Raw genomic sequence first — 14,740 nt, forward strand, 5'->3', positions numbered from 1 at the left:
TAGCCGCCAGCCGATTGCGCGCCGATTTCACATCCGGGGCAACCATCCGCTATTCTTGTAAAGTTGCTTTTGCAGCGGATCGGGATGTAGCGCAGCTTGGTAGCGCGCTTCGTTCGGGACGAAGAGGTCGCAGGTTCAAATCCTGTCATCCCGACCAAAAGCAAAGAGGGTCTTCCATTTGGAAGGCCCTCTTTGCTTTGTCCTTGCCGCCCCACCGGGCAGGCGTCAGAGGCTGTCGAAAGTGGTTCTCTGGTTGATCTGGCCGTCGCCGAGCAGGGGAACCCCGGACCGGTTGGACCCCTTATCCTCGCGGTAGTCCCCTCGCGTCTCGTAGGTCTGGACCTGGTTCACGTACCGGTGCCGTAGCCGGAGTCCGTAGCCAAAGAGCACCAGCGCTTCCAGCAGCAACGCGATGCCAATAATCCCCCACACCAGGGTTCCGGCGTCGGCCGTTCCACTGAGCACAGCGAAGATCGCGGACCCGGCCACAGCAGCCACGATCAAGGAGGTCCCCGCAAGGGTCCACATGGCGTAGGCATGCTTCAAGTCATTCGATTCCCAGCGCTTCATGACGTCCCCCTGCGTCGTTGAGGTAAAAAAAATAGCTCCGGGACATGGTTCGCGCATGTCCCGGAGCCTGCGTTCCCTTGCGGGAGGTACGACAGCTGCCTACATCGGGTCCGGCCAGTTGCCGATGGAAGCCTGGAACGACATGGGATCCGGCCAGTTGCCGATCGCCTGCATGGGATCGGGCCAGTTGCCGATGGCCGTAGTAGTGCTTCCCAGCTGATCCGCCCAGTTACCGACAGGCCCTGCAGACAACACTGCGGGGGCCGCCGCTGAAAACGCCAGTGCGCCTGCCAAAGCGGCGGCGGCTGCGATCTTCTTCAACATTAGGTTTCCTCAATACGAGTCGGATTCGTTACAAAGTCAGCACTGCCCTTGTTGACATACATTGTAAAATGTTTTCCACAGAGACTGTCAAGCATTTGGTATAAAGACTGTCCGGAATAAGGAGGAAACCCGTGGGGAACGGATTCGGGGAGAAGCTCCGCGCCGAACGACTCGAACGTGGGTTGACGCAAGCAGAACTGGGAAAGGACCTCTATTCTCCCAGCTACATCTCCCTCTTGGAAACAGGTCGGCGTGAACCAACCGCCGATGTTATAGAAGAGTTAGCCCGCCGGCTCGAGCTCGCCCCCAAGGCATTGGAAGCGTGGAGCCAGCCCATCTCGGTCAGCGACGCCGAGTACGTACTGGCCGGCCTCTACGCACGCCAGGCCTGGGACCTCCGGGACTACCCGCTCGCGGCGGCCCACGCAGCCACTGCCGCCCAGATAGCCCTTGAAGGCAAGAACACCAGCGCCTGGTGGAACATGACCTACATGCAGGCGGAATGCCTCATGAAGCAGGGCCAGCTGCAGGAATGCCAGAACATCATGCTGCACCTCCTCGAGCACCCCATGGCCACCGAGTCCGCCGGCCTGGGGGTGCGGGCCCGGCAGATGCTCGCCGCGGTGTGCCACGGGCAGGGCCAGCTGGCCACCGCCGTCGAACATGCCCAAAAGGCCGTGGAACTGTGCTCGCAGCTGCCGAAGGGATCAACGCTGATCATCGGTGCCCTGCGGGCGCTGATCGGCGCCCTGGCCGAAAGCGGCCGGCTGGACGAAGCCTGGACGTACTGCCAGGCCATGAACGACCAGATGGACGACCAATCCATTTCGCAGCTCGCAGGCGAAGTGGCCTGGGTGATCGGCAACGTCGCCTTTATGCGGCATGACTATCCCGAGGGCATTAAGTACCACGAGCGGGCCGCCAAACTGCTCTCGCCGGCCAACGACATCGAGCTCTGGGCCCGCTTCAACAAAGCCTCCGCTGCAGTGCGGCTATCGTCCGGCATCGTGGAACCGGAAACCCTCTCCGCGATCGAACGTGCCGAACTGGCCCTGTCCATCGTGGGCGGAAACAAAACGGATCAGCTCGAGGTGGCGTTCATCCGCGCCCGCTGGCTGTACCTCACCGGCGACATCCCTGCCGCGGTGGAGAAGCTGCGCGAGATCCATGCCGAGCGCAAGGCCCTGGCCCGCCACACTGCCGGTGAAGTGTCGCTCCTGCTGGGGAAGTCACTCAAGGCCGCCGGGGAATCAGACGAGGCGCTGGTGCTCCTCGAGGAAGCCCAGAAGGAATTCAGTGCCGCCGGTGCCTCCGACCGGGTGCAGCAGGCCATGGACGCCGTACTGGAGATCAAACTGGCCCAGCGGCGCGCTGCCGCGGCCGAAGCCGCGGCAGAGGCCAGCTAAGCAACTCGCTTGGGCGAACCTGTCAGGCGAACGTGAGCCCGGTGAGCTTTTCGTACGCCTCAACGTAGCGACCGCGCGTTCGGTTCACCACGTCCTCCGGCAATGCGGGCGGGGGCACGTCCGAGGCCCGGTCCCAGCCGGACTCGGGGGACGTCAGCCAGTCGCGGACGTACTGCTTGTCGTAGGACGGCTGGGACTTGCCGGGCTCGTAAGTGGCCGCATCCCAGAACCGCGATGAGTCCGGGGTGAGGACCTCATCACCCAGGGTGATGACGCCGGTGGCCACGTCGAAGCCGAACTCCACCTTGGTGTCCGCGAGGATGATGCCGCGTTCACGGGCGATTTCCTCGGCCCTGGTGTAGATCTTCAGCGTCAGCTCACGCAGTCGCGCGGCAACGTCCTCGCCCACAAGCCCCACCACCGCGTCGTAGGTGATGTTTTCGTCGTGCTCCCCCACCTCCGCCTTGGCGGACGGCGTGAAGATAGCCTCGTCGAGGGGCGAGCCGTCCACCAGGCCCTCCGGCAGGGGAATGCTGCACACGGTGCGGGACTGCTGGTATTCCAGGAGCCCGGAGCCGGTGAGGTACCCGCGGGCGATGCATTCCACCGGGAACATATCCAGCTTCTTGCAGATCATGGCGCGGCCCTCGACTGCTGCGGGGACGCCATCCTGCACGGTCGATGCCAGTACGTGGTGCTCCACGTCCAGTTGGCCGAACCACCACAGGCTGAGCTGGGTGAGGATGCGGCCCTTGTCCGGGATCTCGCTCGAAAGCACGTGGTCGTAGGCGCTGATGCGGTCGCTGGCCACCACCAGGACGCAGTCCTGGCCGAACTGCTCTGTGAGGGAATCGTCCGCGGGGACGTACAGGTCCCGGACTTTCCCGGAGTAGACGTGGCGCCAGCCCGGCAGGTCCAGCGTTTCGGTGTCCAGGCCCGCCTTGGGGACCGCGTCCTGCGGGGAATTCTCAGTCATGCTACGCCTTTGTCTTCGTCACGGGCAGCGATCCGGTGATGGATCCGTTGACAGATCCGTTGGCCGGGGCCGTTACCTTGATTTCGCCGCGCGCCGCCTTGCGCCCGATATCGGTGCGGAACTGGCCGCCTTCAAGCTGCACCAGCTCCACGCCGTCGTAGGCGCGTTCCCGGGCCTCCACGAGGTCGGTTCCCAGCGCCACCACGGCGAGCACGCGGCCGCCGGCGGAGACTACCTTGCCTTCCTCGTCCAGCTTGGTGCCGGCGTGGATCACGTGCACGCCTTCCAGCTCATCAACCTTCTTGAGCCCGCGGATGCGGTCCCCCGTCCGCGGGGTGTCCGGGTAGTTCTCGGAGGCGACGACGACGGCGACTGCGGTGTCCTTGGACCAGCGCAGCTCTTCCGCCTTGTCCAGTTCGCCCTTGGCGGCTGCCAGCAGCAGCGAACCGAGCGGGGTCTTGAGCCGGGCCAGGACGGCCTGGGTTTCGGGATCGCCGAAGCGGACGTTGAACTCGATGACGCGGGTGCCGCGCCTGGTCAGGGCAAGGCCCACGAACAGTACGCCGACGAACGGGGTGCCGCGGTGCGCCATCTCATTGACCGTGGGCTGTGCCACGCGGTCAATGACCTCCTGGACCAGGCCTTCCGGAGCCCATTCCAGCGGGGTGTAGGCACCCATGCCGCCGGTGTTGGGGCCTTCGTCGTTGTCGAAGATGCGCTTGAAGTCCTGCGCCGGGGAGAGCGCCACGGTGTTGCGGCCGTCGCACAGGACGAACACGGAGACCTCGGGGCCGTCCAGGAATTCCTCGATCACCACGGAGCCGCCCACGTCAAAGCAGGTCTGGGCGTGCGCGAGGGCTTCGTCCCGGTTGTTGGTGACTACGACGCCCTTGCCCGCGGCCAGGCCGTCGTCCTTCACCACGTAGGGGGCGCCGAAGGTATCCAGCGCATCGGCGGCTTCCTCGGCGTTGCTGGCGACGCGCGCCATGGCGGTGGGCACTCCGGCCTCGGCCATGACCTGCTTGGCGAAGGCCTTGGAGGCCTCGAGCTGGGCGGCCGCCTTGCTGGGCCCGAACACCGGGATCCCGGCTGCACGGACGGCGTCGGACACACCAGCCGCCAAGGGTGCTTCGGGACCAACCACTACGAGGTCCACCGTGAGCCTGGTGGCCAGGGCGGCAACGGCGTCCGGGTCGTTGGCGTCGATGGCATGCGTGGGGACCAGTTTGCCGATGCCCGCGTTGCCCGGAGCCGAGTGGACTTCCGAAACGTTGGGGTCTGCAAGCAGGGAACGGACAATGGCGTGTTCGCGGCCACCAGGGCCAATGACTAGTACCTTCACAGTCTCCAAGGGTACTTTGTGCACCCGGTCCGGTCCTAAGCCGTGACCTGTCCCGATCAATCCTTCAGCCCGGCAGCTACGAACCCTCGTCATGAAGAAGCTCACGAACTGGCTCAAGGGCCCCACTGCGCTGGCCGCGCTGGCAGGCGTGGCCGCGGCCGCCGTCGTCCTTTCCGTTGCGGAACTGATCGGCGCCTTCTTCACGGCGCGGGCAACGCCGCTCATCGCCCTCGGCTCCACTTTTATCGACTTCACGCCGCCGTGGCTCAAGGACTTTGCCATCGCCACGTTCGGCACCAATGACAAGGCAGCACTGTTCGCGGGGATGGGGCTGACCATCCTCCTGCTGGCCTGCGTGCTGGGCGTGGTGGCCTACCGGAAATGGGCGCTGGGCGTGGCCGGCGTCCTGCTGATGGGCGCAGTGATTGTTGCCAGCGTGGTCACCCGGGCCAGCGTGAAGCCGCTGGATGCCATCCCCTCGCTGATCGGCACCGTGGCCGGGCTGGTGGTACTGCGCCTGCTGATGACCCGGCTGTGGCGGATGCGCCCATGGCCGGCTGCCGCCGCGGATGTGGCAGCCAAGGACACCGAACGTCCTGCCACAACGCGCCGCGCCTTCTTCGCCGCGACCGGGATTACTGCTGCGGCGGCGGCCACCGCGGCCACCGGAGGCCGGCTGCTCAGCGCGGCACGGAGCAACGTGGCCCAGGCGCGTGGATCCCTGCAGCTCCCGTCACCGGCCAAGGCCGCCGCTGCCGTCCCGGCCGGCGTGCAGTCGGCAGCTCCGGGAGTCACACCGTGGGTCACTCCGAACAATGAGTTCTACCGGATCGACACCGCCCTGAGCGTGCCGGAGATCAACGCCCAGGAATGGGAGCTCCGCGTCCACGGCCTGGTGGAACAGGAAATCACACTGACCTTCCAGGACCTGCTCGACGCCGAGCTGATCGAGTCGCACGTGACCCTCACCTGTGTGTCGAATCCCGTCGGTGGAAACCTCGCCGGCAACGCCAAATGGCTGGGCCTCCCCATCCGCGAGGTCCTCAAGATGGCGCGCCCCAAGGACGGCGCCGACATGGTGCTGTCCACGTCCGAGGACGGATTCAGCGCCTCGACTCCGCTCGAAGTGCTGCAGGACGACCGGGACGCCATGCTGGCGATCGGCATGAACGGCGAGCCCCTGCCGCTTGAGCACGGGTATCCCGTGCGCATGGTGGTCCCGGGCCTGTACGGCTTTGTCTCCGCCACGAAGTGGGTGGTTGACCTGGAAGTCACCCGCTTTGCGGACAGCAAGGCGTACTGGACGGACCGCGGCTGGTCCGAGCGCGGCCCCATCAAGACCATGGCCCGCGTGGAGGTGCCCAGGTCCTTCGCGCAGGTCCCGGCCGGCAAGGTGGCTGTCGGTGGCACCGCCTGGGCGCAGACTCGCGGAATCACCAAGGTGGAAGTGCAGATCGACAACGGTCCCTGGACTGCAGCGGTATTGTCCACGGAAGCCTCCGTGGTGACGTGGCGTCAGTGGTCCTTCGAATGGGAGGCCACGCCCGGGCCGCACTACATCAAGGCACGGGCCACCGACGGCACCGGCGAGGTGCAGACGGACAAGCGCGCCGATCCTGTGCCCGACGGCGCTTCCGGCTGGCAGTCAGTCATGGTGACGGTGCAATAGCCCGGGAATGGCCCCGGATTTCCCGGGTTTCCAGCACCTGCACCATAGACTTTAGCCATGCCAGAAAATCCGCATGCCACATTCACAGTGGAGTCCGCCGTCGAACTGGCAGTCGTGGAACGAAGCGGTTTCGTCGAATCCCGGCACATCGGCTCAGCCGTGGTTCTTGCCGCCGACGGAACAGTGGTCACGCAGCTCGGCGACATCACCACCCCCATCTACGCCCGCTCTGCGCTGAAGCCGCTGCAGGCCCTCGCGGCCATGCAGGCGGGCGTCCCACTGCGGGGCGCCCAGGTTGCCCTGGCCTGCGCCAGCCACACCGGGTCACTGGACCACATGGATGTGGTGGAGGGGATGCTCAAGGCCGCGGGCGTCAAGGAAGAGCAGCTGCAGTGCCCCACCGCCTGGCCGCAGGACGAGAACGCCCGCCACTGGCTCATCCGGTCCGAGCAGGGCAAGTCCAAGCTCGCGTTCAACTGCTCGGGAAAGCACGCCGCCTTCCTGTGGGCCTGCACGGAGAACGGCTGGGATACCCACAGCTACCTTGAGCCCAACCATCCGCTGCAGCAGCGGGTCCGTTCGGTGATCGAGGAGTACTCCGGCGAGCGGATTGCGCATCTGGGCATCGACGGCTGCGGCGCTCCGGTGGCGGCCATTTCCCTGACGGGGCTGGCACGGGCCTACTCCCGGCTGGCCAAGGCTCCCGGCGACAAGAACTCCAACGCACGTGCTGCCACCATCGCCACGTCCATGCTCGACTACCCGTGGGCCGTCCAGGGCAGGGGCGAGCCCAACACCATCGTGATGGACGAACTGGAGATCATCGCCAAGATCGGTGCCGAAGGTGTGCTGGCCATGGCCACGGCCACGGGCGTTTCCGTGGCGATCAAGGTCCTGGACGGAAACCTGCGCGCCACCACCCTGGTGGGCCTTACCCTGCTGGCCGCCTCCGGCGCTGTGGACATCCCGGGCGTCTCCAGCGTCCTGGAAAAGGTGGTGGAGCCCGTACTCGGCGGGGGGCGGCCCGTGGGCAAGATCCGGCTGGGCCACGCTGTCTCGGCGCTGTTGGACTGACATGGCTGTTTCACGCCGCCGCATCGGCATCGAAGAGGGCCGCGCCGCATTGGCCGCCTGGATGGAAGCCGCCGTCCCGGCGTCGGCCGTCCCGGCGTCGGCCGTCCCGGCGTCGGGCGTTCCGGTGTCTGGCGTCCCGCGTGCGGTGACCGCTACGGCGGTGCGCTACACGCTGGAGGAGGTCACCGCGAGGGCGCCGGGCAACTCGGTGGAAGTACGCGTTCCGCCGTTCGGCGTCACGCAGTGCGTGGAGGGCCCGCGCCATACGCGCGGGACTCCCCCGAACGTCATAGAGTGTGACGCCGCCACCTGGCTGGCGATGGTCACGGGCCGGTTGGGCTGGTCAGACGCCGTGGCGTCCGGGAAGGTGGCAGCATCAGGGCTGCGGGCGGACCTGTCGGAACTGCTCCCGCTGTAAACCCCTGGCCGGCATCCTAGGCCCCCCGACAGCCGGAGTTTTTGTCCAGATCAAGCGACTTAATTGCCTCCGAACGCGCATTATGTGGACAAAAACCCGGCGGGTGGAGCCTTAGCGAACGTTGGCCGGAAGCTCGGCGGCCGGGTGCGGGACGGTGTGCTGGAGCCTGGTGGACAGCATAGTGGCCGCGCCGCGCAACAACTCCAGCCACTGGGTGGTTCGGCCCTTCCAGGCGTACCAGCCCGCGAGGCCGAAGGTTGCGGTGGCGATGATGTTCGACTCAACGGTGAAGAAGCTGAAGTAGTTCAGCGGCCGGTAACTGGCGATGTTCTGGACGTTGTACGTGAACTGTCCCACGAGCGCGGCGAGGCAGAGCGCCGCGAAGAAAAGCCTGAATAGTGCAAGTCCCCCGTTAGCCGCCATGAGGAGATCCTAGGCGCCCCCCGGTTTGAAGCTCCTCAACGCGCAGCCCCGCCCCGGTGGGTTCCGGGGCGGGGCTGCGTTGTATGGGTTCTGTTTAGGTGTGCTGCCGCTATTCGTGGTTGATGGCGGCCGAGCTGCGCTCCGGCGGCCCTGCGTGGGCGCCGGCGGGCCGGCTCATTTGGAACCCGGGGATGTCTTCGGGGTTGGGTCCGCCGCGGAACTTGGGGGACGGCTCCTGGCCACCGCTGATCCGTTCAAGCTCCTGGTCCTCGAAGTCATCCTCGACGCCGAGCATGATGGCGGAGTCGTGGTTGGTGATTTCGCCGCGGAAGGCACGGACCATGACGCTGCGGTCGAACTGGCCCTCCCACTTGGAGACCACGAACGTGGCCACGCAGTTGCCCAGCAGGTTGACCACAACCCGCATGGAATCCATGAGGCGGTCAGCCCCAAGGAGCAGGGCCACACCGGCTACGGGGAAGATTCCGAGGGCGGCCGCGGTGGCGGACAGCGCCAGGAACGAGGAGCCGGGCACACCGGCCATGCCTTTGGAGGTCAGGAGCAGGACGCCGAGCGCAGCCAACTGCTGACCGAGGTCAAGATTGTGGCCGAAGGCCTGCGCCAGGAAGAGCAGGGAGATCGACAGGTAGATCGCGGCGCCGTCGAGGTTGAACGAATAGCCGGTGGGAACCACCAGGCCGGTGGTGGCGCGGGAGCAGCCGGCGTTGGTCAGCTTGGTCATGATACGCGGCATCACAGCCTCGGTGGAGGCGGTGCCGAGCGCCAGCAGGAACTCCTCGCGGGTGTACTTCAGGAAGTGCCAGAGCGGGACGCGGGCAAAGCCCCAGGCCACGAGGAACAGCAAGCCGATAAAGACGATGGCCGCGCCGTAGCAGGCGGCTATGAGCAACGCATACGTGCTGAGTGTGTCGAGTCCGTACTGGCCGATGATGAAGGCCATGGCGCCGAACGCACCGATCGGTGCCACCTTCATGATCCAGGACATGATCTTGAAGATGAGCTCCAGGACGGTCTCCATGAGGCTGATGACCGGCATGCAGCGCTCGCGTCCGATGACCACGATGGCCGCTCCGAAGAACACCGAGAAGAACAGGACCTGCAGGAGGCTGTTGTTCGCAAAGGCGCCGATGACGCTGGTGGGGATGACATCCAGGATGAAGGCTGCAGCGTCCTTGGGCACGGCATGGCCGGTCTTGGCGTCCAGGGCCTCTTGGGACAGAGTGGCCGGATCAATGTTCAGCCCGGCACCGGGCTGGACGATGTTGCCTACGATCAGGCCGAAGACCAGCGCGAATAGCGTGGCCGCGGTGAAGTAGAGAAGGGCTTTGACTCCGACCCTTCCGACCGCCTTGACGTCGCCTACGGCCGAAATGCCGGTGACGATCACCAGGAAAATCAGCGGCGCGATGATCATCTTGATGAGCTGGATAAATCCATCGCCGAGAGGCCTCAGCTGCGAGCCGAGGTCCGGCCAGAAATGTCCGATAAGAACACCTGCCACGACGGCGATCAGAATTTGGAAGAAGAGCGACCTATACAGGGGCTTCTTCTTCGACGGCGCCGAACTCGCCTTCAGCGCCGCGGAATCTGGGATCTTCATTGATCTGTACCTATCAATCGGGAACAGCCCCGGAGATCGGGGTCTGTTTCCAAAGTAACCCCGCTCACATTATTCCGCAAGGGGAAATAGAGTTTTCACGATGTGGAACTCGGTAAGGGACTTCCGCCGCGGGAATCCGGGGTTTTTGTCCACGTAATGGGGGTTGGATGCTCTTGGACGCGGTATGTGACCAGAAACGCTCAACGCTGCCAGCCTTGTTTGCGGAGGGCGTGTTTGACCCGTGACGCCACCCACCCGGGGCCGTGCTCCATGTCTATTCTGTTGATCCGGACCTGCCTCCACCCCGCTTCGGCTACTCGCTGGTCACGATAAGCGTCCAGGGCCTGTTGCTCAGGGCTCAGGTGATGCGCGCCGTCGTACTCGATGCACGTCCGGAACTCCTCGCACCCCAGGTCAGTCCACACGGGCCGTCGCGTCACATCGTCGACCCGGAAGTTAGGGGTGAAAGCGGGGAGGCCTGCGTCGTCCAACAGCAGGCGGAGTTTGCTTTCGGGCGGCGAATCGACGCCGACCCGGAGCAGCTCAAGCGCGATCCTCGCTTTCCGCACGCCATGGATCCCGTGGGCGTGGTCCACGAACGTCCGCAGCTGTCCCAGCGGCACCATGGCCCGCTTCGGCGGCCCGAACGACCTGGCATGTTCGCTGACGATGGCATCGCCGGCCACAACCAAGTCGTCGATGTGCAGCACCGATCCAAGATCCACCCACGTCCGCGCGACCGACGTCAATCGCAGTCCCTCGATTTCGATGAGGTCGCCGTCGCGAATCTTTAGGCGGTGCCCCGCGACACCCTTCCGCCGCGGCAGCGTTCCGCCGCCCTGGCGGGCGAGATGAAGGAAGCGGCCGGGTTCGCGGAAATGCGGGCCCGTTTTCTTCCCCCACGGAACAGGTTCGACGACGGCGGTCACCGGGCCGCCGTCGTCGGGCTGGAACTTCGCCCACGGAGGCAGCGGAATCCGCAGGATTTCGGCGGCGCTGATGAGGGTCGCAAAGGTACCGGCATCGAGCTCTGTGTGCGACCGTGCGAGCGCGGCGAGGTCCGGGCGACACGACGCCGGCACCCGGATCCCGCGGCTGGGCCGGTACAGGTCGGAGCCCCGCAGCCGGCCTACTGGCACGCCGGCCACGGCCGCTTCGGGAACGGTGAAGGGCCGGCCGCTGATTTCCCCGGGAAGCCGTGACAATCTGCTCATGGTCCATTGAGACACTCCGTGGACGGCAGCCGAAGGTTATCCACAGGACAGCTTCCCGGCTCGTGAGTTTTTGTCCAGCTACGGGGACTTGAGGCCGTCTAAAGTCGCGTTATGTGGACAAAAACTCCAATGGGCTAGCCCCGGCCGATGAACGGCATTCCGGCGGCCGTGATCACCACCGAGCCCACGCTGGCTGACGGCGGCATGCCGGCCATCAGGAGCACGGCCCGTGCGGCGTCCTGCACCGGGAACGTGGGCTCCACCCTGCGGCTGCCGTCAGCCTGCAGGGCGCCGGAGTCCACGCCGATGGTGCCCATGATGTCCGTGGCTGTATTGCCGATGTCGATCTGGCCGCACGTAATGCCAAATTCCCGGCCATCCAGCTCGATGCTCTTGGTCAGGCCTGTCATGGCGTGCTTGGTAACCGTGTAGGCCACTGTGCGGGGCCGCGGTGAATGCGCTGATATGGACCCGTTGTTGATGATTCGGCCGCCCCGCGGCTCCTGGGCCTTCATGACCCGTACGGCCGCGGCGGCGCAGAGCATGGAGCCGGTGAGGTTCACGGCCACCACCGCGTCCCAGTCGGCCACGGTGATTTCATCCACCGATGCGGCCGGTCCGAAGACTCCGGCGTTGTTAAACAGGACGTCAACCCTCCCCCACTTCCCGAGGGCCGCGGCGAAAGGGCGCTCGACGTCGTCGGGCACTGTCACGTCGCAGGGCACCGTCAGTGCCTGGCGGTGGCCGGCCGCGGACTCCAGCAGCGGAGCCTCGCGGCGGCCAGCCAACACTACGCGGTACCCCTCGGCGAGCATGAGCCGCGCCACCGCCCTGCCAATCCCGGAACCTGCACCAGTCACGACGGCGACCGGCCCCGGCCGGTGGGGTGGTACGGGCCTGTGGGTTGCAGTCATTCGTCGCTCCTTGCGTTGAGGGCCGGGCTGCCGAGGCCCAGGCTACCGTGCAGCGGGCACTTCCGCTGCCGTTATGGGCCAGCCTATGACTGTCTTGGGCCGCGGGGTGGCGTAGGTCCGGACTTTGGACGTCGACAACCCCAGCCGCACGAGGGATTCCGCGATGGTCACGGCCGCCGCCACTCCGTCCACGACAGGGACACCGGCACGCTGGCGGATCTCCTCGTCCAGTCCGGCCATGCCGCCACAGCCCAGGACAATGACCTCGGCCTTATCCTCGCGGACGGCAACCAGTGCCTGTTCGATGATCGCTTCGACGGCCCTCTCCGGTTCCTCTTCCAGCTCCAGGACGGCCATGCCGCTGGCCCGCACCGAGGCGCACCGGGCATCGAGTCCGGCCAGCTTCAGCCGGTCCTCGATGAGCGGAACCGCCCGGTCCAAGGTGGTGACCACGGAGTATTTGTGGCCCAGGAACATGGCCGTGGAGGCGGCGGCCTCGGTGATGTCGACGACAGGAACGTCCAGGAGCTCCTGCAGCCCTTCCCGGCCGTGCTCGCCGTAACCGGCCTGGATGACGGCGTCGAACGGTTCCGGGTAGTTGACCACGGCGTCCATGACGGCGATCGCTGCGAGGTAGCTTTCGAAGTTGCCCTCGCAGGAGTCCGCTCCGAACCGCGGCGTGATCCCGATGATCTCAGTGCCCGGGGCGGCGGCGGACCGCGCCTGGGCGGCGATGGAATCGGTCATGGACTGCGTGGTGTTCACGTTGGCGACAAGTATGCGCATGGTGGGGTCTTCCGTTTTGGGGCGGGTTGTCAGTGGGTGCTCGCGACGGCGATGGATTCGCCGTCGACGTCTTCCAGCCGCTGTGAGCGGTCCGCGATGAAGTAGTACACCACCGCGGCGATGCCGGCCGCGAAGAACCAGGCGAACGGGGCTGCAGCCTCCAGCGCGGGAACAAACGCGATCAGGAGCGCGACGGCGGCGGCCGGGACCAGGGCGATGATGGCCCGGGGGTTGAAGCCCTTCTTGTAGTAATAGGCTCCGGAGGGGTCTTCCGAGTACAGCTCGAGGACGTTGACCCGGCCGCGTCGCAGAAGCCAGTAGTCGGCCATAACGACGCCGAACAGCGGGCCGAGCAGTGCCCCGAGTCCACCCAGGAAGTACACGATCACGAGCGGATTGTTGTACAGGTTCCACGGCAGGATGATGAGCCCGATGGTGCCGCTGACCCAGGCCGCCTTGCGGAAGTTCAGGTGCTTCGGGAAGAGATTCGTCAGGGCGTAGACCGGAGCCACGAAGTTGGCCATCAGGTTCACGGCGATGGTCAGGATGAGGAGCGCGAGGCAGGCCAGGACCAGGAACAGCGTGTTCGGAATGGTCTGGACAATGTCGGACGGGCTCTGGATGACCGTGCCGTTGATCTTGAACTGGCCGCCTGCCATGACCACCACGATGGCGCCGAAGAGGAGCATGTTGATGGGGATGCCCCAGAAGTTGCCCCGTACCACTGCCTTCTTGGACACGGCGGACCGGGTGAAGTCGCAGAAGTTCAGGACGAAGGTTCCGTAGATGGCCACCCAGAGGGCGCCGCCGGCGAAGATGGTGCGCCACATGTCCGCGCCTTCGAGGGCGTTATCCGAAGCCCAGGCGATGGAGCCGCCGGCTTCCACGAAGATCCAGACGGCAATGGCTGCCATGGTCACCAGGATGATGGGGCCGGCAAAGGCCTCGTACTTGCGGATCATTTCCATGCCGAAGCTGACGATGACCAGCTGGACGATCCAGAGGAACACAAAGGCGGCCCAGCCGAGCGTCGAGAGGCCGAGGATGGAGTTGGTGTCCAGTTCGTGGAGCGCCGGGACCATGGCCACGAGCATGACGCGGAGAACCACGGATGCCAGGTAGGTCTGGATGCCGAACCAGGCCACGGCTACAGCGCCGCGGAGAAGGCTGGCGATCTGGGCTCCCCTGATGCCGAAGCTGATCCGGCTCATGACGGGGAACGGCACGCCGGTCTTGACGCCCATGAACCCTGAGAAGCTCAGGAGGGCGAACAGCAGGATGGCGCCGACGCCCAGGGCCAGGAGGATCTGCCAGCCGCCCAGCCCAAGTGCGAACAGACCGATGGCGAAGGCATAGTTTCCGAGGCTGTGGACGTCATTGGCCCACAGGGTGAAGATGCTGTAGCTGGTCCAGCGTCGGCCTTCCCGCTTCGTCGGGGCAAGGTCGATGTTGTAGAGGCTGGGGCTGATGGTGCGCCCGGCAGCGGCGCTTGCTGTTTCACACAGGGCTTCAACGCCCGTTGCGGGATGGACCGGCTGGCCCGACAACTCTGTCGGGGAGGGAGCCGTTTCGACGCCGACTGATGGGGTCGTCTGCATCTGGATCTCCAGTTCTAAGGGATGGGTGGAGGTCGGAAGCCAGGGCTTCCGGAGTCTAATTCCACAAAGCGGAAATTAGGTTTTGAAGAGTGGAATAACTTTATGACCTGGATCACCTTCAGGTCAAGAAGCTTAAAGGGGTGCCGGTGGTCACAATCGGTCCGCGAGGTCCGCCTCACGGCTTTGCGGGACCAGCCTGGCGTCATCACCTTGACCGTGCGCACTCTTCTGCATAATCTCGAATGGCAAGAATGTTTTCTCACAATATGAAAACTTGAAGCCCAGACATTCAAAGATGAAAAGAGGCTGCCGTGGCTGCAGGAGAAGATACCTCCCATATCCTCAGCGGGTTGACTAACCAGCTGCCTGATCGTGATCCGGAAGAGACCGCCGAATGGATTGAGT

14 protein-coding genes and 1 tRNA gene are annotated in these 14,740 nt (G+C 65.3%); 5 read left to right on the forward strand and 10 right to left on the reverse strand.

The window, feature by feature from the left end:
* Positions 1-80: 80 nt before the first annotated feature.
* Positions 81-157, forward strand: a tRNA-Pro gene (locus J2S97_RS22995).
* A gap of 68 nt (positions 158-225) precedes the next feature.
* Here J2S97_RS22995 and J2S97_RS23000 read toward each other — a convergent pair.
* Together J2S97_RS23000 and J2S97_RS23005 are read right to left on the reverse strand one after the other, a co-directional pair.
* On the reverse strand, positions 226-570 hold the full coding sequence (locus J2S97_RS23000; protein ID WP_307052246.1) for a hypothetical protein: 345 nt from the start codon (positions 568-570) through the stop codon (positions 226-228).
* A gap of 99 nt (positions 571-669) precedes the next feature.
* Complete coding sequence (locus J2S97_RS23005; protein ID WP_307052247.1) at positions 670-894, reverse strand: hypothetical protein; 225 nt, start codon at positions 892-894, stop codon at positions 670-672.
* A gap of 131 nt (positions 895-1,025) precedes the next feature.
* On the opposite strand from J2S97_RS23005, the gene J2S97_RS23010 reads away from it, so the two are divergent.
* Positions 1,026-2,300 (forward strand): helix-turn-helix domain-containing protein, encoded by a 1,275-nt coding sequence (locus J2S97_RS23010; RefSeq protein ID WP_307052248.1) that lies wholly within the window; start codon positions 1,026-1,028, stop codon positions 2,298-2,300.
* A gap of 22 nt (positions 2,301-2,322) precedes the next feature.
* Here J2S97_RS23010 and J2S97_RS23015 read toward each other — a convergent pair whose 3' ends face one another.
* Entirely contained in the window at positions 2,323-3,276 is a 954-nt protein-coding gene (locus tag J2S97_RS23015) for a phosphoribosylaminoimidazolesuccinocarboxamide synthase (protein WP_307052249.1), read from the reverse strand.
* Position 3,277: 1 nt separating this feature from the next.
* Positions 3,278-4,618: a phosphoribosylamine--glycine ligase gene (purD, locus tag J2S97_RS23020; protein ID WP_307052250.1), complete on the reverse strand. Its 1,341-nt coding sequence runs from the start codon at positions 4,616-4,618 to the stop codon at positions 3,278-3,280.
* A 91-nt stretch (positions 4,619-4,709) separates the two neighbouring features.
* Here purD and J2S97_RS23025 point away from each other — a divergent pair, with 91 nt between their 5' ends.
* The 3 genes from J2S97_RS23025 to J2S97_RS23035 are packed head-to-tail and all read left to right on the forward strand — an operon-like array spanning position 4,710 to position 7,779.
* Positions 4,710-6,287, forward strand: coding sequence for a molybdopterin-dependent oxidoreductase (locus J2S97_RS23025; RefSeq protein ID WP_307052251.1), 1,578 nt, complete (start codon positions 4,710-4,712; stop codon positions 6,285-6,287).
* Between the two features lie 57 nt (positions 6,288-6,344).
* Entirely contained in the window at positions 6,345-7,361 is a 1,017-nt protein-coding gene (locus J2S97_RS23030; RefSeq protein ID WP_307052252.1) for an asparaginase, read from the forward strand.
* 1 nt (position 7,362) lies between these two features.
* Positions 7,363-7,779 carry a sterol carrier family protein gene (locus J2S97_RS23035; RefSeq protein ID WP_307052253.1) on the forward strand — a complete coding sequence of 139 codons (417 nt, stop codon included), beginning with the start codon at positions 7,363-7,365 and terminating at the stop codon, positions 7,777-7,779.
* A gap of 111 nt (positions 7,780-7,890) precedes the next feature.
* Here the strand turns inward: J2S97_RS23035 and J2S97_RS23040 are convergent, their stop codons facing one another.
* The 6 genes from J2S97_RS23040 to J2S97_RS23065 form a co-directional block, all read right to left on the reverse strand.
* Positions 7,891-8,202, reverse strand: a complete 312-nt coding sequence (locus J2S97_RS23040) for a hypothetical protein (protein WP_307052254.1) — start codon at positions 8,200-8,202, stop codon at positions 7,891-7,893.
* Positions 8,203-8,311: 109 nt separating this feature from the next.
* Entirely contained in the window at positions 8,312-9,823 is a 1,512-nt protein-coding gene (locus tag J2S97_RS23045) for a cation:dicarboxylate symporter family transporter (RefSeq protein ID WP_307052255.1), read from the reverse strand.
* A gap of 200 nt (positions 9,824-10,023) precedes the next feature.
* Positions 10,024-11,037, reverse strand: coding sequence for an endonuclease domain-containing protein (locus J2S97_RS23050; protein WP_307052256.1), 1,014 nt, complete (start codon positions 11,035-11,037; stop codon positions 10,024-10,026).
* A 134-nt stretch (positions 11,038-11,171) separates the two neighbouring features.
* The gene (locus J2S97_RS23055) at positions 11,172-11,951 is read right to left on the reverse strand and encodes an SDR family oxidoreductase (protein WP_307052257.1); all 780 of its coding nucleotides are present in this window, start codon (positions 11,949-11,951) and stop codon (positions 11,172-11,174) included.
* 42 nt (positions 11,952-11,993) lie between these two features.
* On the reverse strand, positions 11,994-12,737 hold the full coding sequence (locus tag J2S97_RS23060) for an aspartate/glutamate racemase family protein (RefSeq protein ID WP_307052258.1): 744 nt from the start codon (positions 12,735-12,737) through the stop codon (positions 11,994-11,996).
* A gap of 29 nt (positions 12,738-12,766) precedes the next feature.
* Positions 12,767-14,335, reverse strand: a complete 1,569-nt coding sequence (locus J2S97_RS23065) for an NCS1 family nucleobase:cation symporter-1 (protein WP_307052259.1) — start codon at positions 14,333-14,335, stop codon at positions 12,767-12,769.
* Between the last annotated feature and the right edge of the window lie 405 nt (positions 14,336-14,740).

Source organism: Arthrobacter oryzae (genome assembly GCF_030812315.1).
GTDB lineage: Bacteria > Actinomycetota > Actinomycetes > Actinomycetales > Micrococcaceae > Arthrobacter > Arthrobacter oryzae_B.

Bases quoted from the DNA above. Each gene is read 5' to 3' on its own strand.
- J2S97_RS23040 (WP_307052254.1), bottom strand. From the start codon at position 8,202: ATGGCGGCTAACGGGGGACTTGCACTATTCAGGCTTTTCTTCGCGGCG.
- J2S97_RS23035 (WP_307052253.1), top strand. From the start codon at position 7,363: ATGGCTGTTTCACGCCGCCGCATCGGCATCGAAGAGGGCCGCGCCGCA.
- J2S97_RS23065 (WP_307052259.1), bottom strand. From the start codon at position 14,335: ATGCAGACGACCCCATCAGTCGGCGTCGAAACGGCTCCCTCCCCGACA.
- J2S97_RS23030 (WP_307052252.1), top strand. From the start codon at position 6,345: ATGCCAGAAAATCCGCATGCCACATTCACAGTGGAGTCCGCCGTCGAA.
- J2S97_RS23025 (WP_307052251.1), top strand. From the start codon at position 4,710: ATGAAGAAGCTCACGAACTGGCTCAAGGGCCCCACTGCGCTGGCCGCG.
- J2S97_RS23000 (WP_307052246.1), bottom strand. From the start codon at position 570: ATGAAGCGCTGGGAATCGAATGACTTGAAGCATGCCTACGCCATGTGG.
- J2S97_RS23055 (WP_307052257.1), bottom strand. From the start codon at position 11,951: ATGACTGCAACCCACAGGCCCGTACCACCCCACCGGCCGGGGCCGGTC.
- J2S97_RS23050 (WP_307052256.1), bottom strand. From the start codon at position 11,037: ATGAGCAGATTGTCACGGCTTCCCGGGGAAATCAGCGGCCGGCCCTTC.
- J2S97_RS23005 (WP_307052247.1), bottom strand. From the start codon at position 894: ATGTTGAAGAAGATCGCAGCCGCCGCCGCTTTGGCAGGCGCACTGGCG.
- J2S97_RS23015 (WP_307052249.1), bottom strand. From the start codon at position 3,276: ATGACTGAGAATTCCCCGCAGGACGCGGTCCCCAAGGCGGGCCTGGAC.
- J2S97_RS23060 (WP_307052258.1), bottom strand. From the start codon at position 12,737: ATGCGCATACTTGTCGCCAACGTGAACACCACGCAGTCCATGACCGAT.
- J2S97_RS23045 (WP_307052255.1), bottom strand. From the start codon at position 9,823: ATGAAGATCCCAGATTCCGCGGCGCTGAAGGCGAGTTCGGCGCCGTCG.